Raw genomic sequence first — 21,846 nt, forward strand, 5'->3', positions numbered from 1 at the left:
GTTAGGGCTTGCCCGCGATGGCGGTGTGTCAGTCGACGAATATATCGACTGGCAGTCCGTCATCGCGGGCAAGCCCGGCTCCCACATTGTTGCGCGGTGCGCTACCACCGTCTCTCGTCAGTTAAGCGCCGCAGCCCCTACTCTTTGGGCCTTGCGACGGCTCGCCACCACCAACCCCGCCAATACCACCAGCAAGCTCAGAACCCCGGTGGCGATGATCTCGACCCGGTGCGCTTCCTGGAACAGCATGATGGTCAACGTACCGACGATAAACACCATTACCGCGTACGTCAGGCCTGGGAACAGCCACATCTTGAAGACGATCTTCTCGCCCGCTGCCGCACGCTTCTGGCGCATGCGCAGTTGCGACACGGCAATCACCAGGTACACCAGCAACGCAATGGCGCCGGAGCTGGCCAGCAGGAATTCGAACACCGCCGCCGGAGCGACGTAGTTGGCGAATACCGCCAGGAACGCGGCGCCGGTAGACAGCAACACCGCCCAGTAAGGCGTGCCGCTCTTGTTGGTGCGCTTGGCCACGGCCGGTGCGTCACCGCGACGGCCCAGGGAGAACAGCATGCGCGACGCGGTGTACAGCGCCGAGTTGAGGCAACTGGTCACGGCAACCAGCACCACCAGGTCGACAATCAGCTTGGCGTTCGGGATACCCATGCGCTCCAGCACGGTCTGGTAGGAACCTACGGCAGCCAGGGTCGGATCGTTCCAAGGCACCAGGGACACCACGATGAAGATCGACAACAGGTAGAACAAACCAATCCGCCAGATCACCGAGTTGGTGGCCTTGGTGATTTGCTGGCCCGGGTTCTTCGATTCGGCTGCGGCGATGGTGACAATCTCGGTGCCCATGAACGAGAACATGGTGGTCAGGATCGCCGCCAATACGGCACCCATGCCGTTGGGCATGAACCCTTGGGTATCGAACAGGTGCGAAACACCGCTGACCTGGCTGGTGGGCAAGAAGCCGAAGATCGCGGCCAGGCCGAGGATCACAAAGCCCACGATCGCCACGACCTTGATCAGCGCAAACCAGAACTCAAACTCGCCGTAGTTCTTCACGCTGAACAAGTTGGTTGCGGTGAGCAGCAAGGTAATGACCAGGGTGAACACCCAGATCGCCACGTCGGGGAACCAGGCGTGCAGGATGGTCGCCGCCGCGTTGGCTTCCAGTGGAATCACCAGCACCCAGAACCACCAGTAGAGCCAGCCAATGGTGAAACCGGCCCAGTGGCCGATTGCCCGGTCGGCATAGGTAGAGAACGAACCGGTATCCGGTGACGCAACGGCCATCTCGGCCAGCATGCGCATCACCAGGACTACCAGCGTACCGGCGGCTGCATAGGCCAACAGCACAGCCGGGCCGGCAGCAGCGATCGCATGGCCGGAGCCGACAAACAAACCGGCGCCGATGACACCGGCAATCGACAGCATGGTGACGTGACGCGGTTTGAGCCCCTGTTCGAGGTCATTGGAGCTTTGCGTACTACTCATTGACACACCTTTGCGAGGAATTGCGAAAACGGTTCGCCCGGCTTGCAGCCTTTCTCGTGAAAAGAATCCAACAGGGCGTTCTTTATTTTTTACGCAAGATTTGCGCCAAAATATTTCAGAACCACAGTTGGCGGGGGCTGTAGGACAATTCACTACTCATCGCAAGTCATTGAGAACAATGGCATTCCGCTATAGCGTTACCGTGCGACTCACATTCATGGCATTGCGACGCACCAAAAACACACACAAAAAGTACGTGACGCCCCATAACCGGGCTGATATGGACCGTTTGCCCGGTTAACCCTTCCAACACCCGGCCAAAGCTGGCACCATCGCGCCCTTTTTTACGCGAAGCCTGTGGATCTTTCCGGGTCAAACGTCTGTAGGTTGTTGATGGCGCGACACACTGCTGCGCCGATGCGACACCCTGCCGCAGACCACCGGTTAACCGTCCGCAGCGCTGTTGGCTGTCATCCAAACGCTATGCTAGCTTGGCGCCTCGCCAGGAAGGCGGCCCAACAGCGAAGATCGCAACGAACACAATGAGGACCGCACATGGCCGAGGCCACGCCCGCGCTTGAAATCCGCAACTTGCATAAACGCTATGGTGAGCTTGAGGTACTCAAAGGTATCTCGCTGACCGCTCGCGACGGCGATGTGATCTCGATCCTGGGTTCCTCCGGTTCCGGCAAGTCCACCTTCCTGCGCTGCATCAACCTGCTGGAAAACCCGCACCAGGGCCAGATACTGGTGGCCGGCGAAGAACTCAAGCTAAAGGCCGCGAAAAACGGCGAACTGATGGCCGCCGACGGCAAGCAGATCAACCGCCTGCGCAGCGAAATCGGGTTTGTGTTTCAAAACTTTAACCTGTGGCCGCACATGAGCATCCTCGACAACATCATCGAGGCTCCTCGGCGCGTGCTCGGCCAGAGCAAGGCCGAAGCGATAGAAGTGGCCGAGGCCCTGCTGGCCAAGGTTGGTATCGCCGACAAGCGCCACGCCTACCCTGCGCAACTCTCTGGCGGCCAACAACAACGCGCAGCGATTGCGCGTACCCTGGCGATGCAGCCTAAAGTCATCCTGTTCGACGAACCGACGTCGGCGCTTGACCCGGAAATGGTCCAGGAAGTACTTAATGTGATCCGCGCGCTGGCCGAAGAAGGCCGCACCATGCTGCTGGTCACCCACGAAATGGGCTTCGCCCGCCAGGTATCCAGCGAAGTGGTGTTTTTGCACCAGGGCCTGGTCGAAGAGCAAGGATCGCCACAGCAGGTATTTGAAAACCCGCTTTCGGCGCGCTGCAAACAATTCATGTCCAGCAACCGCTAACGGAGCAACATGCATGCAGACCTATAAGAAATTCCTTCTGGCCGCGGCCGTCTCGATGGCATTCAGCGCCACGGCCATGGCAGAAACCTTGAAGATGGGGATCGAAGCGGCCTACCCGCCGTTCAACAATAAAGACGCCAGCGGTAACGTTGTCGGCTTCGACAAGGACATCGGCGACGCCCTGTGCGCCAAGATGAAAGTCGAGAAGTGCGAAGTGTATGTGTCCGACTGGGACGGCATCATCCCTGCCCTGAACGCCAAGAAGTTCGACTTCCTGGTGTCTTCGCTGTCGATCACCGACGAGCGCAAGCAGGCGGTGGACTTCACCGACCCGTACTATTCCAACAAGCTGCAGTTCATTGCGCCCAAAGCCACTGCGGATTTCAAGACCGACGCCACTTACCTCAAAGGCAAGGTGATCGGTGCACAGCGCGCAACGCTGGCCGGTACCTATCTGGAAGACAAGCTGCCGGACACCGAAGCCAAGCTCTACGACACGCAGGAAAACGCCTACCTCGACCTGACCTCCGGTCGCCTCGACGGCATCCTGGCTGACAAGTACGTGCAGTACGAATGGCTCAAGAGCAAAGACGGTTCGGCCTATGAATTCAAAGGCGACCCGGTGGTAGAAAGCGACAAGATTGGTATCGCCGTACGCAAAGGCGACCCGCTGCGCGAGCGCCTGAACAAAGCCCTGGCAGAGATCAAGGCAGACGGCACCTACAAGAAGATCAACGACAAGTACTTCCCGTTCAGCATCGAATGATCTGAACGGCCTGCCCGGCGCGCTCCTGCGAGCGCGCTGGCTTTTAGCAATGCCTGCCGCGATATGAAAACACCATGAATTTCGATCTCTACGGATTCGGCCCGGCCCTTGCCGCCGGCGCGCTGATGACCGTCAAACTGGCGCTCACGGCCCTGTGCCTGGGGCTGGTGCTCGGCCTTGCCGGCGCCTTGGCCAAGACCTCCCCGTACAAGCCACTGCAATGGCTGGGCGGTGCGTATTCGACCATCGTTCGCGGTATTCCCGAATTACTGTGGGTGCTGCTGATTTACTTTGGCACCGTCAACCTGATGCGTGCGCTCGGTGAGTTCTTCGGCAACCCCGACCTGTCGCTGAGTGCCTTCGCCGCCGGCGTCATCGCCCTGGGCCTGTGCTTCGGCGCCTACGCAACGGAAGTGTTCCGCGGCGCGATCCTCGCCATTCCCAAGGGCCACCGCGAAGCCGGTGTGGCGTTGGGGCTGTCGAAGTTTCGGATTTTCACCCGGCTGATCATGCCGCAGATGTGGCGCATCGCCCTGCCGGGCCTGGGTAACCTGTTCATGATCCTGATGAAAGACACCGCGCTGGTGTCGGTGATCGGCCTGGAAGAAATCATGCGCCACGCGCAGATCGGCGTGACCGTGACCAAGCAACCCTTCACCTTCTTCATGGTCGCCGCCTTCATGTACCTGGGCCTGACCGTACTGGCGATGACCAGCATGCACTTCCTGGAAAAACGCGCCGCCCGCGGCTTTGCAAGGAGCACCCAATGAGCGGCGACTACAGCTGGCTATCGCACTTTGACCTGGGCCTGAACTGGGCCGTGATCATCAAGTGGCTGCCGAAGTTGGCCCAGGGCGCAACCCTGACCCTGGAGCTGGTGGCAATCGCCGTGATCGCCGGCCTGCTGCTGGCGATCCCTCTGGGCATCGCCCGCTCTTCGCGCCGCTGGTACGTGAGCGCCCTGCCCTACGGCTATATTTTCTTCTTCCGTGGCACGCCGCTGCTGGTGCAGTTGTTCCTGGTGTATTACGGCCTGGCGCAGTTCGACGCCGTGCGCAACAGCTTCATGTGGCCGTATCTGCGAGACCCGTTCTGGTGCGCCACCGCCACCATGACCCTGCACACCGCCGCCTACATTGCCGAGATCCTGCGCGGTGCGATCCAGGCCATCCCGCCGGGCGAAATCGAAGCAGCGCGGGCCCTGGGCATGTCCAAGCCCAAGACGCTGTTCTACATTATCCTGCCACGCGCCTCGCGCATCGGCCTGCCGGCCTACAGCAACGAAGTGATCCTGATGCTCAAGGCCAGCGCCCTGGCCAGTACCGTGACCCTGCTGGAACTGACCGGCATGGCGCGCACCATCATTGCTCGCACTTACCTGCCGGTGGAGATTTTCTTCGCTGCAGGGTTGTTCTACCTGCTGATGGCCTACGTGCTGGTGCGCGGCTTCAAACTGCTGGAAAAATGGCTGCGCGTCGATGCATGCCAAGGACGTTGAGGCACGCTTCCAGGCACTGGATGCGTTCCTGACCGAACACCAAGGGCTGTGGCGACCACGGCCCTTTACTCAGTTGCAGTTGCCCTGGGAAACCGAGCATCCCGAGTTATCCCAGTGGCTGCGCAAGCGTTCGCTGGCCGAAGCTGAAGCCAGTCACAACCAACCCCACGACCTGCCCGCGCCCACACCTTTTCCACAGCTGGCCGCTCACGCGCTGCGCCTCGCTACTGTGGATAAGTTCCCCACGCACACCCTTGAGCCCGCTCGCCATCGTTTGAATGTCGACGTGCCAGGGCGCAAATGGCAACAGATCGAAGCCTTCGGCGCCGCACTGACTTTTACCCAAACGCCTGCCCACTGGCTGGACTGGTGCGCCGGCAAAGGCCACCTAGGCCGCCGCCTGCTGCAACCCGGCCAACGGTTGACTTGCCTGGAATATGACCCCGCCCTGATCGCCTCCGGCCAAGCCTTGAGTGATCGCCACGACCTGCCCGCAATCCATCATCTGCAAGACGTGATGGCGGATGTCGCGATCCAGCCCGAACACACGCCGGTCGCCCTGCATGCCTGCGGCGACCTGCATGTGCGCCTGCTGCAACTGGCCAGCGCCGCCGGCTGCAAACAACTGGCCCTGGCGCCCTGCTGCTACAACCGCATCACCGCCGACCGTTATCAAGCCCTCTCCGCCGCCGGGCGTGCCTCCTTGCTGCAACTGTCGATTGAGGACCTGGGCCTGCCACTGAGCGAAACCGTCACCGCCGGCAACCGTGTACGCCAACAACGGGACACATCCATGGCCCGCCGCCTGGGCTTTGACCAACTGCAACGGCAACTGCGTGGCTGCGACGACTACCTGCCAACACCTTCCCTGCCCGCCAGTTGGCTGGATAAACCCTTTGCCGACTATTGCCAGGAACTGGCAAGCCTCAAGGGCTTATCCACAGGCGAGCAGAACTGGCCAGCCCTGGAAGCCCACGGCTGGCAACGCCTGGCCGAGGTGCGCAACCTTGAGTTAGTGAGAGGCTTGTTTCGACGCCCATTGGAACTGTGGTTGGTATTGGACCGGGCACTGTTCATGGTGGAACAGGGCTACAACGTCGAGGTCGGCAGCTTCTGCGAACCATCGTTGACCCCTCGCAACCTGATGGTGCTGGCCGAGCGCGAATAAAGGGCAAAAAATCCTACAAACGCCCTGTGGATAACTCTGTTGATGAATACTTTGCAGAGGCCCTAGATATCGGCACTTCACACCCAAAGCTGGCCTGGTTATTTTTTGTTCACAAAATAAAGTGCACACAAAACAGGCAGTTGCCGCGTGCTGAGAACTGCTGCACAAAATGGCTGTTTCGTGACACCCGTTACCAACCGATTGTGCATAAGCATCTGGCGCCACGCGAATAACGGGCGCTTTATGCGGTCTGTTTTGGCGCCTTCAGCCACAGGCAAACCTCGTTGATATCATCACTGGCCAGCCGTTTCGCCACGTTATCCAGTGGGTCGGATGAGTAGGCCAACGCCTCGTTGATGGCCATATCGCGATGAACTTCCAACGGCTCTTTGCCCAAGCGATGCTTGAACGCCTCGACCATGTCCAGGCTGAAGGGGTTGCTCTCATCCACCTGGTTAATCACCACCTGCACAACCGGCGGGCGCTCGCCCTCAAGGTGCGGAGCGAGCAGCAGGTCCAGATGATCCAGGGTCCCAAGGCAAGCAGCGTCCGCCTGCACGATGACCAGCACCACATCGGCAACGCTCAACGCTTGATGGAAATAGACGTTATTACCCGCGGGCGTATCGATGATCACCGTGTGCCGCTCGCTGAGCCCCAGGCATCCAAGACGCTGCGCCAGCCAACCGGGCTCCTGCTTGAGCCAGCGCTCGAGGCTTTCCTGCTGCTGGATATCGATATCGCCGAAGGTCATCACCTGGCAACCGGCAAAGCCCAACTGCTGCAAGGGCGCCCATTGCCCATGCTCCAGACTGGTGCGGCCGATGCCGGGCAAGGTGGAACTGACCCCAAAGTGATGATGCAAGGCATTCTGCGGGTCCAGGTCCAGCGCCACCACCGACTCACCCAGGCGCTGCAACCCACTGCTCAAGGCCGTGACCAGAGTGCTGCGGCCCACACCGCCATTGATAGACACCAACGCCACTATTTTAGGGCGCAGCTCCGGGGCATTGAGGGGCTGTTGGTAAATACTTTCGTCAGGAACACTGCCGAAAAAGTGCATTCTTGCATTGATGCCGTCGGCATCATGGGTAACGTCTTTGCCAAACAACGCCAGAATTTCTTTGCTTAGGCTCATAGCCTGCTCCTCACGACGCAGCTTAAAGACGTGAAGGTCAGCAAGTGCGGGCACTTGCCGCAGGTCTTTTTATAGGCGCCCTTATTGGGGGCATTCTGTGACAAAGGGTTTGAAGTGTCATTATTTTGCTGTTTTTATGCTCGGCTTTTTAGATGGACGGTAGACAGTCAATTTAATGGCTTTTTCAGCGTGTGTTTTTCCACAGGCTTGCAACCTGTGAAAACGTGCCCAAGACAGCCTGATCGCAAGAAACCTCCGACTTTGCAAAAATAGTCAGAATTCAGGGGTTTACAGAACCTTTCCAATCGCTATAATCGTCGCCCTAACACGCCGGTATAGCTCAGTTGGTAGAGCAACTGACTTGTAATCAGTAGGTCCCGGGTTCGACTCCTGGTGCCGGCACCATACAAAACAAGGGCTTGCAGCGATGCAGGCCCTTTGTTTTTCTGTCAAACGTACAAATACGCGTACATTGTTTTCTGAGGCTCGTTAGATATCCACAGAGCCGGCCATCCGAAACATCGCGCCTATCCCCCTCGTCGGCTCCGCCATAGCACTCAGCCAGTCCTGTAAGCATTCTCCTACGCCACGTATGGCGAAAGGCTTCCACCCTTCGTTTGCACGGAACGACTGCGAGTCGCATACACTCGAAGGAACGCGCCACGTTTTCAAATTGCGCAAAATGTGGCGCGGGATTTCGATTGACTTATGTGACTACATAACGATAATCGCCGTCCAAATGTGCATAAGTCTGTGGATAACTGCGTTGATGCGGTTGTACAGCGAGCAGATACAGAGGCACACATGATTTGCTCAGCTCAGAAAGGAGCTGACGGCCCGTAGAATTCGCGACGTAGGGCGAGCTTTTTGTTCCTCTCTATATCGGTAAGGGGCACAGCCCGGATGCACTTTACTGTACAGATATACAGGTGTAGGATTGCGATTCGCATCCTATTCCGTAGTAGAAAGGACTCTAAATTGCTCACTTTAAGGAGGAGCGATCATGCAAGAAATATTCTCCCCTGAGGTAGCCGTGGACGTGATGCTGTATGTATCAACGCGGCTGAAAAACCCCACAATCCACGAAGTGCTGAAAATTCAATACTTCGCTGATAAGCTCCATCTGGCCCGCTACGGCTTCATGCCAAGCGGTGATAGCTATATTGCTATGGAGTTTGGCCCTGTAGGTACCAAGACCTATGATCTTATCAAGGCCGCACGCGGTGAGCGTACTCGCTTCATCCCAGCATCGTTTGTTGAGGCAACAACGGGCCATCTTCAGGTGAACGGTGCTGACGTTGTTGTATTGGGTGAGCCTGACCTTACGATGCTGTCAGAAGCTCAGATTGAGTGTCTTGATGAGGCTATTTCCGAGTACGGAAATATGGACTTCAAAAAACGCACGGACATCAGCCATGACGACGCCTGGGACAAAGGTCGGGCGCGAGTGAACAAATGCATGTCGACCCAAGATATCGTTGGCACCCTTCAAAATGCTGGCGAAATTAGAGAACACCTGAATTTACAGGAAGCAGGATGTCACTAGGGAATTTCTTTCCTGCGGACTTCGCACGGACGCAAATCGAACGGCAGCTTCAGCCAGGGATGGTAGTGAAATTCGAAGCTCAGATGGACGACGGGGAGCTTCACGAGAAGCGCTTCGTCATTCTCGATGCTACAGATAGCACCTTCACGTGCGTCATCAACAGCCAAATCTCAACTTTTATTACCAGCCGCCCCCATATGGCGCTTTGTCAGGTTCCGATTGATCAAGCCAATCATCTGTTCATGAGCTGGGACTCACATATTGACTGCTCCAGGATTAGGAAATACACCAAGTCCGAGGTGTTGGATCAATTATGCAAAAATCCAGCATGGATATTAGGCATGGTCAGTAATGACGTGCTCACTGAGATTTCAAGTGCGATTGGTAAGTCAAAAATGATTCCCAAAGCTATTTCAGCCCTTTGCTGCGCGTCCCTTGAGAAGGTGATCCAGTCTTAAAGATTGGAGGCCGCAATGGGCCGAGGCTTTTCGCTAGACCTCATTCAAGATTCCGTATTGCGATCTGTTGCCGCATCTGAATGCGGGCGCGTCACTGCACTAGTAGTGCACCCGCTTAATGAACAGCATGTAAGTTTCTACGAAAAGGCGGGGTTACTTCGCAGCCCCCAGCTATCACCGATAGCGATGATGCTCCCTCTCGCCTGACTGTTTATTTTCAGATAGCACCCTGGCCGCATGCATCTGCGGCCAGATATGCCACTGCGCTGATAGCGACCGCTACCAGTTCATGATCGCCAGCTCGCCTGTTTTTTCGGCTACTCCCTTCCGCGGGTTGGCCGTGCTGTAACGAATATCCATCGCCTCCATGCGAAACCCCTCAAACACCCGCCGGATATCGGGATGATCGTTGATGCTTACCATCACCTTGCCCTGGCAAGCGCGCATGAATTCGGCCATTCGCTCGTACTGGTCAAAGCCGAAGTCGGTGCCGTAGCCTTCGGTTTTCCAGTACGGAGGGTCCATATAGTGGAAGGTGTGGGGCCGATCGTACTTTTCAGCGCACTTCAACCACGGCAGGTTCTCCACGTAGGTTCCCGATAGCCTCTGCCAGGCCAGCGACAGGTTTTCCTCAATCCGCAGCAGGTTGATGGCCCGGCCGGTAGTAGCGGTTCCGAATGTCTGTCCCGTGGCCTTTGCACCGAACGCGTGGTGTTGGAGGTAGAAAAACCTGGCCGCTTTCTGGATATCAGTCAGCGTCTCGGCCACTGTCATCTTTTGCCACTCGAAGATCTGACGGGAGCTGAGTGCCCACTTGAACTGACGAACGAATTCCTCCAGGTGGTGCTGGACGACACGGTACAGGTTTACCAGGTCGCCGTTGAGATCATTCAAAACCTCGACCCTTGCGGGCTGCTCTCGCTTGAAGTACAGCGCAGCGCCGCCGGCAAACACTTCGACGTAGCACTCATGATCTGGGAACAGCGCCAGCAGGCGCTTCGAAAGGCGGCGCTTGCCGCCCATCCATGGAACGATTGGGTTTGTCATTTGCAGTCCTTTGCAATTGGTTTTGGTGGTGGTGCCTATTTGCAGCTGATCGTCCATAGCTGATCAAGCCGCGTTGTATAGCTCTGGCTCATCATCTCGCGGCGCATGCCCCAGCCCGGGTTCGACGGCACACTGGCGGCGCGAAGCGTGCCGCGCCCCCAGCGCTCGTTTATCTGGTCCAAAACCGTCATCACCCGGGTTGCCTCGGCTGGCTGCGAAGTTGCGAAAAGATCGTCGGTGTATTCGCCTTGTTGGCACAGGTTGAGCAGCATCACTTCGGCTTTGCTGTAGTTGAAACCTGGGCGGAAGATCCTGTCGAGCGCATCGACAGCGGCTTTCGTGATCATCACCGCCGACAGCGCCGGGGGAATGCTGGATATTCACGATCGCCGTCCGGTGGTATTGAAACCGGAACTGGCCCAGGAATGGTTGAATCCAGCCTTACCCATGGAACGCGCCGAGCATATGGTGCTATACCAAGGCGAGCCTGCCGAAATTTTCGAATGGTTCAAAGTCGGAAGCGACGTGGGAAATCCAACGAGCAATGACTGCTCAATAGTCAACCCGTTATAAAATTAAAGCGATCAGTGTCTAAAATGAATCTGCCTTCACCGTCTCAATCTAGGAGTTTAAATTGAGTTCAAGCTGGCTAAAAAAATCAACACCAACAGAGCTTATAAAAATAATACGTGAAAATTTTAGTGTCACGCCTGACGGTAGAACGGGCTACAACATGGAGTCCACATTCTACTTCGACGCACTTTTTAGTCTCGTTACCCACCACCACGACCTCGACAACGAAACACTTTACTCATATTTTAAGAGGTCTTTAATCTGCTGCTTCGAAAAAAATAAGATTCAGAAACCAGATGAAATACTTAGAGAGTTTGACAGGGCAGTTAACACAAGCAAATCCAAAATTAAAACATTCATACTAGTCACTTCAATAAACGTCAAAAAGATTTACCAGATCCCAAGAAAAACCGTACATAATTGCATTATAAGCTTTCATAACATCATCCCCAAAAAATACGCTTCTTCAAGATCAAAGCAAATCGAAAGTCAACCTGGCCATGACTTTTCCGAGCAGGATAATTTTACTTTCGTCACAATAGCTACAAAGGCGATAAACCCAGAGCATGCGTTCAGGAACGCTATGAGGTCGATGGACATAGTCAGGTCTTTGTTGCAAGTAGGATTCGTTAAAAACATGCAACTTCTTTCGAACAACAAAGAACACGAGTACCCGACAAAAAGCATAATTCAATATGGACAAGCTCACACACTACACTTTCAAAACGGAAAGTCAGCAAGCGATAATTTTTGGTACGAGCCTAACTATAAAAAAACAAATGCAATTTCATTAAGATCTCCTGAAAGAACTTACAAAGAACTATCGCACAGACTGCGCCAACTTAATAAATCCCCCTATTATGAGCACTGCCTATCTATAATTACCAGCTATGCAGATGCCACAGACAGCAAAGACACTGAGTTAAGGTTCATGAAACTATGGGTAACCTTAGAAAAGCTTACTATCACCGACAACTCTGAAAAAATAGCAAAAAGAGTGGCGTTCTTCTATGAGGAAAGAGCTTTACACGAAAGGCTAATGGAGTCTTTACGCTGCTCTCGAAACACACACATCCATGGTGGCAACAAGCCGATTAATATAGAACAAAAAAACTTTCAACTATGCAAAATAATTGATCACCTAATAAAATTCACACTAGCCAATGCATTCAAGCTGTCTAGCCGACAAGAAATACAAGATCTGATCTCGTTTCCAACTGAGAGCAAAACTTTAAAATCTCAAATCGCATCACTTAAAATGGTTCAGAAATTCATTGGTGAATAACTCAAGAGAGCACATTCTCATTACTCGATGATGCATGCTCAGGTTCACGCACCTCAGTGGCATCTTCTTTGAGGCGAGCTTCTTCGTCCAACCGTCGAGCTTCTGCCTGGTGCTGAATCTGGCGCCAGCGCGAGATCTGACGGTCGACAGCTTGGTCGTAGTCCAAGGCTGACATTTTATGTTGCGGGAAGTCCTGCACGGCATCCCACGCAGCCTGATCGAGGCGAAGCACGTCGCGGTGCATGGTATAGCGGAGCTGGTCGTGGAGGATGCACTGAATCACCCCCGGGAACACATCAGGCGCCGTTTCGGCCGGCAGGCCAATCAGCTTCAACGATGTGTCAAATGCTGCCGCCTTTGCGGTGAGCGGGGTCTGGACGTCCTGAAGCGTTCGACAATTCTGGACCGATTGATCCACCATCGCGCGCAACGATATGCAGTCGATCTGGGCGCCCTTGAGTCGTTCACTGGTGTCGCTCAGCAGCTTGGACATGGCCTCGTAAACGTGAATTACGGCCTTGCTCGGAGCCTTTGCGACGGTTGAACCGCACGCAGGGCATGAGCCGCCCTGGCGTTGCCCTGCGGGGCCGAACCACCCGCAACTGCATGAGCAAAGCGCCTGCCCAGCCAACGGCAGCGGATTCAGCCCGCGGATCGGCTCTCGCTCCCCGAGTTTCAAACGGTCCGGATCGGTGAAAAGTGACGAGTCTGGAGATTGTCCAGGCATCTGAAGTACCTATTGAATGGGGCCTCACGGCCGGATTAAATGGGGTGCGGCCCCTATGCAAGCAGGCCGCTTTCAATCAACTGACGAGCTGTTCCCGTTCCTGGGTCAGCTTGGCCAGCTCCTGCAGTTTGCGCTCAGCGCTCATGCCGCCGAGGCGCACCGCTGCCATTTTGGCGTTGATGGACTTCACCGTTGGCTTCGAAGTCACAGCTGCCAGCGGCTTTGCGGTGTCCCCAGCCTTGAGCCAGGCCTTGAACTCCGGCATTTTCATCTCGGTGACATCACCAACGCTCCAGTCTTTGTCGAAGTTTGACTTGTAGGCTTTGATGGCCGCTGCCTGGCTGGTGTAACCCAGCATGACCTTGTGCTCATCAAACTTGCCTGAGCCCTGGTCTTTCTGGTCCACGACGTACACGCGCTGGCTGAAAGGCTCAGGACCGACGTACACGTCGACCTGGTCGCCATCAGCACCGGTGGTGCGCTTGATGTAGCCGTAATGGTCGGACATGGAATGCGACCACTCCTTGCCATTCCCATCGACGCCTTTGCGCTCAGAACCGCGCGGGTTCTCGATGGCGATGTTCAGCCCCTGCAGCTTGATGTGCCCCTTTCGATAGTTGCCCGCTTCCTTCTGGGCAGTACTCGGTTCAGGAAGATCGTTGTCGGGAGAGGTGGCGGCACTTCGGGCGGCGAGCTCCAGCGCTTGGGCAGGGGGCAAGGCGGCTTGATCGTCACCAGCCTCCGGCAGAACGTCACCGGGCTTGGCGCCATCCTTGTCGCCATATTGGTCCGCCTGATCCTCATGCAGCTTTTCAGCGTACGCGCTGGCGCTCTCGGGATCTTTGAACATACCGAGGTGCTTACCGGTGCGCTGATAAGTCTGGATCGCCTCGTCGTCCGACATGATCCTGCCGTCATCGCTGACTGTCGGGATGAGTACTTCCTTGCCATCGATGCCGATCGACATTGACCGAACGGTGCTGATTGAGCCGTCAGCATTCCTGACCGTGGGCCTGGCGTTCAGATCGATGTTTCCGGGAGCGAGCAGACCTTGCTGCTTTGATCGACCCGACTCTGCTGGTTCGGGGATACCGTTTTCCAGACTCTGCTGGTTCTTGGACGATATTTCCGTCGACTCCGAGGATGGGATCTGAGCCTGATCCGGCACTTTGGGCAAATTTGGCTGACCTGCAGTAGCCGGAGGCCGGTCGACGGGTGCTGTAGCCTCAGAATTATCGTCATCCCCTCCACCAGCTTGCATCGCCTGGAGGTAAGGTGAAAAGCGTACGGCCAGAGCTTGTGCAGCAGCAGAAGAGGCGCCAGTGCTTGGATTTTCCGCAAGCCGAATCAAGGCATTCCGAACAGGCGCGCTCTCGTACAGACGTGCGAAACCACCGATCGCGCCGGCAATGGGTATCGCCTTCAGCCCGGCCGCAGTTGCGGCAGCGAAACCGCCGATACTGTAGTTTTGCTGCCCAGTGTTTGTCATCACGCCTGCCTGTCCTGCGCGCCGTGTCGAATCCAAAACCCGGCGCAACCCTTCAAGCTGTTGGCGATCAGCATCCCTGAAGAAAATATTAGCCTGGGCCGGCATCTTGTTCATGTTGTTGATAAAACGATCCGGAGATAGACCATCGGCGCCATGTGAATCTCTGAGAAGCTTTTGAATGATCGTCGCACGCGCAGCCTGCCTGCCTTCAGTATCGAGGCTCTGGAATAGGTTTCGCACCTCACTTGGCTTCCGACTGAAAAGCAAGCTCTCGGCCAGCTCAGGCGTGACATCTCCACGATCAAGCACTGACTTCATGCGTGACTTGCTTACTTTTCCGGCCTCTTCGCCGTAGATAGCATTCGCCTGACGAAGCTTGAGAACGTCTTGGACTGGCAGGTTCGCCTGCGCAACATCGCTCATGTCGTCATAAAGCGCCGACTGAAGGCGGGTCAGTAGTGCTTTCGCCCGGGTAGGCAACTGGCTCCTCGCGGCACCATCGAAAGACTTAACGATGTCTCGCAACGCTGTGCGGTTCTCCCGGAGTGAGGAGTAGGTTTGCGGCGCCGCGTTGAGCGTCTGCATGAACTGCTGGATTTCGTTCGCCGCCTCCGGGCTTCCTACAATTCCCGGCCGGTTTAGCTCGGCAAGAGCGTCATCCGCGGCTTGGGTCGTTCTGGCATACGGCACAACTCCTACCTGATCCAGCTGGGCCTCGTACCTGCCAATTCTGTTACCAGCAGCTTGACGTCGGCGGCCCACCCTTGCCTGAAGGCTTTCCATAATCTGATCAGCCTGGGGCGGCGGGTACTGATTATTGAGATCCTCAACCGCGGCTATCCGTGCTTCTCGCTGCGCTTGCCGCGCACCAGCCGTACCAGCGAACGGAATTCGCTCACCGGCTACCTGCGCGCTGCGTGACATGAACGTTTCAGGCGGAAATACATCAGAAGTCATCAATGGGATGTTGGTTTGCTCGGCTGCTCGAACAAGTTGAGCGTTTTCGCCCTGGGCAGGATTTCGCATTGCCCTGACTGCACGCCTACCAGCGTCCACAACACCGCCCGCGGCACTCGCTACAAACGGGGTTGCCGCGCCGAGTGCGCCAGCAATAGCAATATCGCCGCCGTCAAAATTACCGCCGGCATTTTCTTGCAGGCCCTCAAGCCCCGCCTGTGTAGCAGCGGAGCCCGCACCTAAAACCAATGCCTGACGACCCATGCCACCACCGGCCATTGCAGCCCCCCGCCCTGCTGGCGTGAATGCTGCACCAATACCTACAGCCTGTGCCACGTCGAGGCCAGTCAAACCTGGCTTGTTAATCACTGCCTGTACACCGGTCTTGTTGTTTGCAGCGATCAGGTTGCCTTTCTCGTCTTGAGAAATTCCGATATAGGGGGAACTGGACCGCAACATTTTGGCAATTTCGCCAGTATCAGTGGTAGTCGGCAGCGCCGCGAACAACGCAGCTTGCTGGCCAGCCGGGATATCAAGACCTTTGAAAAGCCCAGAATTTTGCAATTCTGGAAGCTCTTTGGTTGCGCGGGTTTGCCGATCCTCACCTGTGAACAGATTCTTCACCGACTGGAAAAAACCGCCTTCTTGAGGGGCTTCTTTTTCCGCGATCGGCGCAGATTCCCATGCGGATCTGGCAAGGCGGTTTTCTGGTTTTGCAACAGCGGCCGCTTCATGGAGCGGAGCATCTTCCCAAGCGGCCATTATGGTTTCACCCTTTGTTTTCCATTCGGATCGATGAACACCGTGCCGGATGGCAGGCGATTGTAATCATCGTCGTTTGCGATACGAGGCGACGCAGGCTGTTCTTGCCGAGGCGCAGCTTGAGCTTTTGGCATTTGCAAACCGCGCTGTTGGTCCACCTGCGGAATGACGGTGCCGATATCCAGTGGCTCAGCACGTGCGTTATGCCGGCGCTGCTGGATCATGTTGGTCTTGAGCTCCATTGCCTTTTCGTTCAGGGCACGGATTTCAGCCAGGCGCTGCTGCACCAGCGCCGGATCGTTGATGTTGGTGATGAGCTCATTCCAGGCCCGCTGGGCGTCACCGTCCGTCTGCACACCGGCATTGAGTCGCAGACTGGCGTTACGTAATTGCTCGAGTATCGAGTTGAGCGAGCCGTAGTTCCTCGACTCCTCGGTACTCATGCCCATCGCGTTGCGCGCCGCTGCGAGTTTGTTATTGACCGGGCCGAGGTTGAGCTTCCCGGATGTGATCTGCTCACCGATTTTCGACAACTGATCGTTCATGGTTGATGCCGCGGCGATCGCCTCCAGATCCTTGTCCTCGGCTTTTTGAACCGGCGCCGCAAGCGGCTTGCTCAGTTGATCTTTCGGGGCCAGCCCCATTTGCTGACCATACCGCAGCGCGGCCTGCCTGTTTTCAGGGGTGTTGAAAACTCCGCTCAGCAGTTTGTAGCCGGACACACGGTCAACCAACTTCTCAATGGGCACCTCGAGCACTTCGTCGTCCGCATCGTTCGCTGTGCCACGATTCTTGGTCATGGGCGCGGTGTATTTCTTTCCGTCATCACCGGTGACTTCCAGCTCAAACACCACCGTGCCCTCGGTCTGGCCGGGCATCACCTGAACAATGCGTTTTTTGCCCCCGCCCCCCTTCTGGATGTCAGGACCGAACACCCGATTTACGGCATCCAAGGCTTCCGGGGCATTGGAATTGAGCTCTCCGGTGAATACTTTGCCGGCGGTGGCCACGTCGCCTTGCATCGCGGGAGAAAGGACGTGCCGGGGGTCCATCCATGGGTTGCGCTTGAAGACTTCGAGGTCGTTGTCATCCAGGTCGCCGCCGGCGGCGATTTTGGCATAAGCCGATTTCGCTGTGAGCGCATCCTGCTGTTGCATCTCCGCCTTGTCCTGCCGGCCGATCTGGCGGGTCAGCTGCTGTTGTTGAAGGTCGAAGCGCTGATCCTCGCGCTGCATCCTCGCCGCCGCCTGACGTTGGCCCGCAACCTGAAGGCCATAGGTTGCCTGGAACTGACGATCTTGGCGCGCAGCGTTGTCGGCATCACGTTGGTGGAGGTATTCACGCTGCGCTTGGGTGTCGGCGTAGTTTCGCTGATCAGTTTCCCGGCGATACGCCAGGTCGTCTTTGCGAAGCCCCATTTCCTGCTGCTGGATCTCGCGGCCATACTGACGGTCCTCGGCCTGCTGGGCGAGCTGGGCCTGCTGGAGCGCTCTTTGATCCTTCTGCGCGAGCAGATTGCTTACCAAGCCAAAACCTTGGGTGAAGCCGTCCATCCCGCCACGGGTATCTAATCCGCCTGCCATTGTTGTCTCCCGACAATAGTATTTCCTGTGCATCAATCGGCTGATTGAATGCCGCAGTCCATTAGAAAAGGTTGTTTGTGATCACCGCTCCAGTTGATGCGAGCTGTTCAAAGCGAGGGAATCGATGCTTCCGCGCACATCCTCTACCCGCTCAGCAACCTGATCTAATCGCTCAACATTTAAGTCTGAGGCGACCCTGATCAGCTTAGGTAGGTCTTTCCTCAGCAGTTGTACCGCCTGACGGAGCAGCAGGTAAATGAGGAAAAGCAAGATGGCGATAATCCAGAGCGCAAGTTCCATGAGCGGTTCTCGAAGAATTAAAGATTCGAGTGTAGCGCAGCTATCTACATGAACGATCCTGCAAGAAATCCAATACCAGCACCGATAGCCGTACCCACCGGACCAAAGGCAGAACCTGCCATCGCTCCCGTGGTGGCCATTCCCACCTGACTTGATTGGGTATTGGCCTTGTTCTGTTGGTTCATCTGATCTTCGGCCAGTTTTGCCTGTTGCTGCTGCTGAGATAGCTGTGAGAGGCCTTGCATGGCCTCCCCCTGCATTTCCTGTTTCAGTCCGATCAGTCCATATCCCATGATTTAATTCCCCGGTTTCAATCCGCTGAGACCCATGCCGCCGGCCATGATTTGCTCTTGCAGATCGCGCGCCGAAACACGGGCGTTATTGCTCGCATCAACGGTTGCAGCAGCACGACCCAGCTGCATTTTCCTGTCCTGCGCGGCTTGCTGGGCGGGCGTCAGCATCAAACCCATGCCCTGCTGCTGCATCTGCAGGCCCTGGCTCGCGCTATCGAAGGTTTTGTTAACCGCGTTCGAAGCGGTCGCCGCCTGCTCACCGGCGAAAGACTCGCTGGTGGCGATGTTGGCCAGCTTGTCGACGTAGGGCTGAAAACGGGCCTTCCAGTCGTCCCACTGGGACCGACTCAACTGCCCCAGGACCGTGGAAGCACCCTGTTTTCCGGCGAACGCCGCATTCGGATCGACGTAATAAGGCATTATGTGTAGCTCCCGAAATTGGCGCCCCCGGTGGCGCTGTCATAGATATTTCCGCTCAGCCCTTTGGGGTTGAGAACCGTGGAATTTGTAACGGTTGTCTTTGCCGGGCCCATATTGTTGAGACCGTATGCAACACCGCCTGCCACGGCGCCCATGGCCGCGCCAGCGAGCTGCAGGTTCGCCGATTTACGGTTGAAGCTGGTGAAAGCGGCAGCTTGGGCATCTTGAGCTGCCTGGTTGGCTACGGTGTTCAAACCCGCCTGAGCTTGAGACGATTGCCCCTGGCCGATGGCCGCCACACTGCTGAGCCCGGCGATTTTCTGTCCTTTCTGTTCGAACTGTGCACGGGCCATGGTATCGCCGCCCGCCGCCCCCACGCTTGCGGCGAGATCGGCCTGGGCACCGACGGAACGGCCGCTGTTTGGATTCAGTCCGTACTGCTGGGCCATGCCTTGGTCGACCTGCTTCAGGCCCGACGCCAGGGCCTGTTGGGTGCCTGCGTTCGATTTACCGCGCACGTAGGCCATGCTGCCGGCGGAATCCATGTCATCCACGCGCTTCATGTACGCGTTTTCGACGGGCGCCAGCCGTTCCTGCGCGTAGTTCCACTTTTCCGCCGCCACCTGGGCCGCGAATTTCTGCTCAGGGGTATCCTGTACCGAGTTGTCCGCTTTCTTTCCGCCGCCGCTCATCGTGCAACTCCTTTGATCAGTTCCTGGTTGTAGGCAGAAAAGGTCTCGTCATGGAAAAACCGACGAATGCCGGCGGAAACCTCTGCCATCCAGGCGCTCCCGCCGATGAGGTACGCGCACTGCACCACCAGACCGGTAAGCTGGTCGCGCAGGACAAAGGCCAGGCTGCGGCCGTGGTGGTCGCCGTCTCGCTCGAGGGTGACGCTATCGCGCCAGTCTTGAAGAGCCCCTGCCATGAGCGGGCGCACGAAGTGCTCGAAGTGCCGGTAGAAAGGGTTGATGGGCAATTCGATCAGCGCCAGCCAGAAAGCCTGGTACACGTCATTGGTAGTGAGCGGCTTATCACCGTCCACGATGTCATCCAGGGTCTGGGAAATAGCGAAAAGCGTTTCGCAGAACGCGATCGCATCGGGATTACCCTGGAGCACCCTGGCGAGCATTTGCTCTTGTGTTTCACTCATTGATAAGCCCTCACGCGAAGATTCGTGCCAGGTCTACCTGACGAAGTTTGATCGTTGCGTCCTGCCCGGTACCGCTCTTGCAGATGATGGACAGACGGACCTTTAGGCTGGTGGGCACCTCGGCAATGGTCAGCGTCTGCGTGACGAGGGTGCCGGCGATGGTCCCAATTGGCATTGCGTTGACGAGCTCCTGGTTCTGCCCGATTTGGGCAATGGTGGTACCGCTCGCACTCACCGCGACGATTTGCAGGGCAACCTGCAGCACGCTGGTGTTCACGCTGATGAACTCCCAGCCGGCCACAGCGCGCAGTCGCTGCCCTGCCGCCACCTTCGACACGTCCACCGATTGTTCAAAGGTCAGGGTCGGTGTGGTTCCGCTGGGCATCCCGGTAATCCGCAAGACCTGCTTGAATCCAACATCTGCGGCCTCTTTCGAAGCCGCCACGGCCAGGCCGTTGAGATCCGAGCCCAACAGGGTGCACGACGAAGCCAGCTGGCCGGTGGCGTTGCTGCCATCCCCCAGCAAACCGTTCGTGCCGGTCAGAAGCGAATTCGGGATCAGGCTACCGCCGGGCACCAGCGCAGCGTCGAACGCAACATTCGACGTCGGAAGGATAGCGGGATAAGTAAACAGCCTTTTCAAGGCTTCTCCCACCTTTCGCCCGATGATCCGGGCGCCCATCGGGGTCGGGTGCAAGCCGTCACCGGTCATGCCTTCCTTGGGCCAGAAGTTTGAGCCAGACGCCGGATCAACCATCTCATCCCATGGGTTCACCACGATGACGCCCAGGCCCGGCGCGACGTTGAGGTACCAGTTATGCACCGCAAAATGGTTGGCGGTTTGCTGGGGTGGTAGCCCGACGTTCGCGCCAATTACCGGGGTTTCAGCAATGGCAATCACTACCTTGCCCCGCTTGAGCAGCGCGGCATAAAAGTACTCAAGGTTGCGAATCGTTTGGTCCAGGCTCATTCCATGAATCCGGTCGTTGCCGGTACCAAAGTGCACCATCACGTCGAAGGCGCTGCTATTTGCAATCACGTCGGTTTGTAGGCGGGCCAGCATTTGCGACGTGGTGTTCCCGTCAATACCTTTGTTCAAGGCCAGGGGAAACACTGCCAGGCCGCCAGTCTCGGAGACGGCCCAGTCGGTGAACCCTACGTTGCCCTTTGTACACTGGAAGGCGCGGCTATCTCCCAGCACCAGCACATCGGTCAGTAGCGGTTTATAGAGCCGAGCCAGTGCTTTCTGCACCGCGCCGTCCGCTCGAGCACCCTGCTCCGCAGTGGCAGCGCCAACGTCGCCCGCAGTAACTGTAAGCTTGCCGTTTTCATCAGGAACGACGTCATTGAGTTGCTTAACCGTCCCGGTGCCACCGCCACCACCCCCACCACCTGAACCTGCGATAACTGCCAGCCTGGCTGGACACGCGGCCATGGTGACGGTGCCGTAGCGATCAGTGAGTGGGTATTTACCGTCATTGTTTGGTCCGCCAGTCGCTGTCCCAGTGGCCCAGTCAGCAAACTCCGCCAGGCTGATCTGCCGGTCCTTCAAGAACTCCTCAACCTTCTCAAGCAGGTCTCTGACGTTTTGAGAGGTGGCAAACCGTAGCAGAACGTACGGCGCGCCGTTGACAGCCGCCGCCGGAGCAGCGTCGAGCGTGACACGGTTGTCGGTCTCGACTGTCACAAGTTCGAAGCATTGGCCGCTCGGGATAACCAGCACATCGCCCCTCGCAGCATTCGAAAGCCAGGCGGTGCCGGCGCCTGTCGCAATTAATGCGCCCGCGGCGATACTGACCGTCCCAGCGCGGTAGATATGAGTCTTAGCCATAATTATTCCTAAAG

At 56.9% G+C, this 21,846-nt stretch carries 20 protein-coding genes, 1 tRNA gene and 2 pseudogenes; 10 read left to right on the forward strand and 13 right to left on the reverse strand.

Going from position 1 to position 21,846, the window contains the following annotated elements; translation table 11 throughout:
* Positions 1-117: 117 nt before the first annotated feature.
* Complete coding sequence (gene gabP / locus APH41_RS13955; RefSeq protein ID WP_034125525.1) at positions 118-1,509, reverse strand: GABA permease; 1,392 nt, start codon at positions 1,507-1,509, stop codon at positions 118-120.
* 555 nt (positions 1,510-2,064) lie between these two features.
* On the opposite strand from gabP, the gene APH41_RS13960 reads away from it, so the two are divergent.
* From APH41_RS13960 to APH41_RS13980, 5 genes are all read left to right on the forward strand, one after another.
* On the forward strand, positions 2,065-2,838 hold the full coding sequence (locus APH41_RS13960; protein WP_010213906.1) for an ABC transporter ATP-binding protein: 774 nt from the start codon (positions 2,065-2,067) through the stop codon (positions 2,836-2,838).
* A 13-nt stretch (positions 2,839-2,851) separates the two neighbouring features.
* A complete protein-coding gene (locus APH41_RS13965) occupies positions 2,852-3,604 on the forward strand; it encodes an ABC transporter substrate-binding protein (protein ID WP_014716503.1) in 753 nt (250 codons plus the stop codon).
* Positions 3,605-3,678: 74 nt separating this feature from the next.
* The gene (locus APH41_RS13970; RefSeq protein ID WP_005783890.1) at positions 3,679-4,374 is read left to right on the forward strand and encodes an ABC transporter permease; all 696 of its coding nucleotides are present in this window, start codon (positions 3,679-3,681) and stop codon (positions 4,372-4,374) included.
* A gap of 38 nt (positions 4,375-4,412) precedes the next feature.
* The gene (locus APH41_RS13975) at positions 4,413-5,102 is read left to right on the forward strand and encodes an ABC transporter permease (RefSeq protein ID WP_032803763.1); all 690 of its coding nucleotides are present in this window, start codon (positions 4,413-4,415) and stop codon (positions 5,100-5,102) included.
* Positions 5,083-6,270, forward strand: coding sequence for a methyltransferase (locus APH41_RS13980; protein WP_054919527.1), 1,188 nt, complete (start codon positions 5,083-5,085; stop codon positions 6,268-6,270). The genes APH41_RS13975 and APH41_RS13980 overlap by 20 nt, the downstream gene beginning before the upstream one ends.
* Before the next feature lie 241 nt (positions 6,271-6,511).
* Here APH41_RS13980 and bcsQ read toward each other — a convergent pair whose 3' ends face one another.
* Entirely contained in the window at positions 6,512-7,408 is an 897-nt protein-coding gene (gene bcsQ, locus APH41_RS13985; protein ID WP_054896622.1) for a cellulose biosynthesis protein BcsQ, read from the reverse strand.
* 329 nt (positions 7,409-7,737) lie between these two features.
* Here bcsQ and APH41_RS13990 point away from each other — a divergent pair.
* From APH41_RS13990 to APH41_RS14000, 3 genes are all read left to right on the forward strand, one after another.
* Positions 7,738-7,813: transfer RNA gene (locus APH41_RS13990), tRNA-Thr, on the forward strand.
* 598 nt (positions 7,814-8,411) lie between these two features.
* Positions 8,412-8,954 (forward strand): Panacea domain-containing protein, encoded by a 543-nt coding sequence (locus APH41_RS13995; RefSeq protein WP_054919530.1) that lies wholly within the window; start codon positions 8,412-8,414, stop codon positions 8,952-8,954.
* Positions 8,945-9,412 (forward strand): hypothetical protein, encoded by a 468-nt coding sequence (locus tag APH41_RS14000; protein ID WP_054919533.1) that lies wholly within the window; start codon positions 8,945-8,947, stop codon positions 9,410-9,412. Before APH41_RS13995 ends, APH41_RS14000 begins: the two co-directional genes overlap by 10 nt.
* 279 nt (positions 9,413-9,691) lie before the next feature.
* Here the strand turns inward: APH41_RS14000 and APH41_RS14005 are convergent, their stop codons facing one another.
* On the reverse strand, positions 9,692-10,459 hold the full coding sequence (locus APH41_RS14005) for a DNA adenine methylase (protein WP_054919691.1): 768 nt from the start codon (positions 10,457-10,459) through the stop codon (positions 9,692-9,694).
* A 35-nt stretch (positions 10,460-10,494) separates the two neighbouring features.
* A pseudogene (locus APH41_RS14010) lies at positions 10,495-10,806 on the reverse strand (DUF4113 domain-containing protein); the annotation flags it as partial.
* On the opposite strand from APH41_RS14010, the pseudogene APH41_RS28150 reads away from it, so the two are divergent.
* Positions 10,796-11,032, forward strand: a pseudogene (locus APH41_RS28150) (SOS response-associated peptidase family protein); the annotation flags it as partial. The pseudogenes APH41_RS14010 and APH41_RS28150 overlap by 11 nt on opposite strands.
* 61 nt (positions 11,033-11,093) lie before the next feature.
* Positions 11,094-12,317 (forward strand): hypothetical protein, encoded by a 1,224-nt coding sequence (locus APH41_RS14015; protein WP_156359052.1) that lies wholly within the window; start codon positions 11,094-11,096, stop codon positions 12,315-12,317.
* 1 nt (position 12,318) lies between these two features.
* Here APH41_RS14015 and APH41_RS14020 read toward each other — a convergent pair whose 3' ends face one another.
* From APH41_RS14020 to APH41_RS14065, 9 genes are all read right to left on the reverse strand, one after another.
* Positions 12,319-12,810: a hypothetical protein gene (locus APH41_RS14020; RefSeq protein ID WP_054919541.1), complete on the reverse strand. Its 492-nt coding sequence runs from the start codon at positions 12,808-12,810 to the stop codon at positions 12,319-12,321.
* A gap of 310 nt (positions 12,811-13,120) precedes the next feature.
* Positions 13,121-16,252, reverse strand: coding sequence for a hypothetical protein (locus APH41_RS29385; RefSeq protein WP_054919543.1), 3,132 nt, complete (start codon positions 16,250-16,252; stop codon positions 13,121-13,123).
* On the reverse strand, positions 16,252-17,835 hold the full coding sequence (locus APH41_RS14030) for a hypothetical protein (RefSeq protein WP_156359053.1): 1,584 nt from the start codon (positions 17,833-17,835) through the stop codon (positions 16,252-16,254). The genes APH41_RS29385 and APH41_RS14030 overlap by 1 nt, the downstream gene beginning before the upstream one ends.
* Before the next feature lie 81 nt (positions 17,836-17,916).
* Positions 17,917-18,135, reverse strand: coding sequence for a hypothetical protein (locus APH41_RS14040; protein WP_054919548.1), 219 nt, complete (start codon positions 18,133-18,135; stop codon positions 17,917-17,919).
* A gap of 44 nt (positions 18,136-18,179) precedes the next feature.
* The gene (locus tag APH41_RS14045) at positions 18,180-18,428 is read right to left on the reverse strand and encodes a hypothetical protein (protein ID WP_054919550.1); all 249 of its coding nucleotides are present in this window, start codon (positions 18,426-18,428) and stop codon (positions 18,180-18,182) included.
* Between the two features lie 3 nt (positions 18,429-18,431).
* On the reverse strand, positions 18,432-18,848 hold the full coding sequence (locus APH41_RS14050) for a hypothetical protein (RefSeq protein WP_054919552.1): 417 nt from the start codon (positions 18,846-18,848) through the stop codon (positions 18,432-18,434).
* A complete protein-coding gene (locus tag APH41_RS14055) occupies positions 18,848-19,540 on the reverse strand; it encodes a hypothetical protein (RefSeq protein WP_054919553.1) in 693 nt (230 codons plus the stop codon). The genes APH41_RS14050 and APH41_RS14055 overlap by 1 nt, the downstream gene beginning before the upstream one ends.
* Positions 19,537-20,001, reverse strand: coding sequence for a hypothetical protein (locus APH41_RS14060; protein WP_156359054.1), 465 nt, complete (start codon positions 19,999-20,001; stop codon positions 19,537-19,539). Before APH41_RS14060 ends, APH41_RS14055 begins: the two co-directional genes overlap by 4 nt.
* A gap of 10 nt (positions 20,002-20,011) precedes the next feature.
* Positions 20,012-21,832, reverse strand: a complete 1,821-nt coding sequence (locus APH41_RS14065) for an SGNH/GDSL hydrolase family protein (RefSeq protein WP_054919558.1) — start codon at positions 21,830-21,832, stop codon at positions 20,012-20,014.
* Positions 21,833-21,846 lie beyond the last annotated feature (14 nt).

It is taken from the genome of Pseudomonas sp. NBRC 111138 (assembly GCF_001320835.1).
Classification (GTDB): Bacteria; Pseudomonadota; Gammaproteobacteria; order Pseudomonadales; family Pseudomonadaceae; genus Aquipseudomonas; species Aquipseudomonas paracarnis.

What these genes read in the sequence shown, in the direction of transcription:
- APH41_RS13965 (WP_014716503.1), top strand. Translation starts at nt 2,852, where the DNA reads ATGCAGACCTATAAGAAATTCCTTCTGGCCGCGGCCGTCTCGATGGCA.
- APH41_RS13995 (WP_054919530.1), top strand. Translation starts at nt 8,412, where the DNA reads ATGCAAGAAATATTCTCCCCTGAGGTAGCCGTGGACGTGATGCTGTAT.
- bcsQ (WP_054896622.1), bottom strand. Translation starts at nt 7,408, where the DNA reads ATGAGCCTAAGCAAAGAAATTCTGGCGTTGTTTGGCAAAGACGTTACC.
- APH41_RS14060 (WP_156359054.1), bottom strand. Translation starts at nt 20,001, where the DNA reads ATGAGTGAAACACAAGAGCAAATGCTCGCCAGGGTGCTCCAGGGTAAT.
- APH41_RS14055 (WP_054919553.1), bottom strand. Translation starts at nt 19,540, where the DNA reads ATGAGCGGCGGCGGAAAGAAAGCGGACAACTCGGTACAGGATACCCCT.
- APH41_RS14040 (WP_054919548.1), bottom strand. Translation starts at nt 18,135, where the DNA reads ATGGAACTTGCGCTCTGGATTATCGCCATCTTGCTTTTCCTCATTTAC.
- APH41_RS13960 (WP_010213906.1), top strand. Translation starts at nt 2,065, where the DNA reads ATGGCCGAGGCCACGCCCGCGCTTGAAATCCGCAACTTGCATAAACGC.
- APH41_RS14050 (WP_054919552.1), bottom strand. Translation starts at nt 18,848, where the DNA reads ATGCCTTATTACGTCGATCCGAATGCGGCGTTCGCCGGAAAACAGGGT.
- APH41_RS14045 (WP_054919550.1), bottom strand. Translation starts at nt 18,428, where the DNA reads ATGGGATATGGACTGATCGGACTGAAACAGGAAATGCAGGGGGAGGCC.
- APH41_RS13980 (WP_054919527.1), top strand. Translation starts at nt 5,083, where the DNA reads ATGCATGCCAAGGACGTTGAGGCACGCTTCCAGGCACTGGATGCGTTC.
- APH41_RS14000 (WP_054919533.1), top strand. Translation starts at nt 8,945, where the DNA reads ATGTCACTAGGGAATTTCTTTCCTGCGGACTTCGCACGGACGCAAATC.
- APH41_RS14005 (WP_054919691.1), bottom strand. Translation starts at nt 10,459, where the DNA reads ATGACAAACCCAATCGTTCCATGGATGGGCGGCAAGCGCCGCCTTTCG.
- APH41_RS14065 (WP_054919558.1), bottom strand. Translation starts at nt 21,832, where the DNA reads ATGGCTAAGACTCATATCTACCGCGCTGGGACGGTCAGTATCGCCGCG.
- gabP (WP_034125525.1), bottom strand. Translation starts at nt 1,509, where the DNA reads ATGAGTAGTACGCAAAGCTCCAATGACCTCGAACAGGGGCTCAAACCG.
- APH41_RS29385 (WP_054919543.1), bottom strand. Translation starts at nt 16,252, where the DNA reads ATGGCCGCTTGGGAAGATGCTCCGCTCCATGAAGCGGCCGCTGTTGCA.
- APH41_RS14020 (WP_054919541.1), bottom strand. Translation starts at nt 12,810, where the DNA reads ATGTCCAAGCTGCTGAGCGACACCAGTGAACGACTCAAGGGCGCCCAG.
- APH41_RS13970 (WP_005783890.1), top strand. Translation starts at nt 3,679, where the DNA reads ATGAATTTCGATCTCTACGGATTCGGCCCGGCCCTTGCCGCCGGCGCG.
- APH41_RS14030 (WP_156359053.1), bottom strand. Translation starts at nt 17,835, where the DNA reads ATGGCAGGCGGATTAGATACCCGTGGCGGGATGGACGGCTTCACCCAA.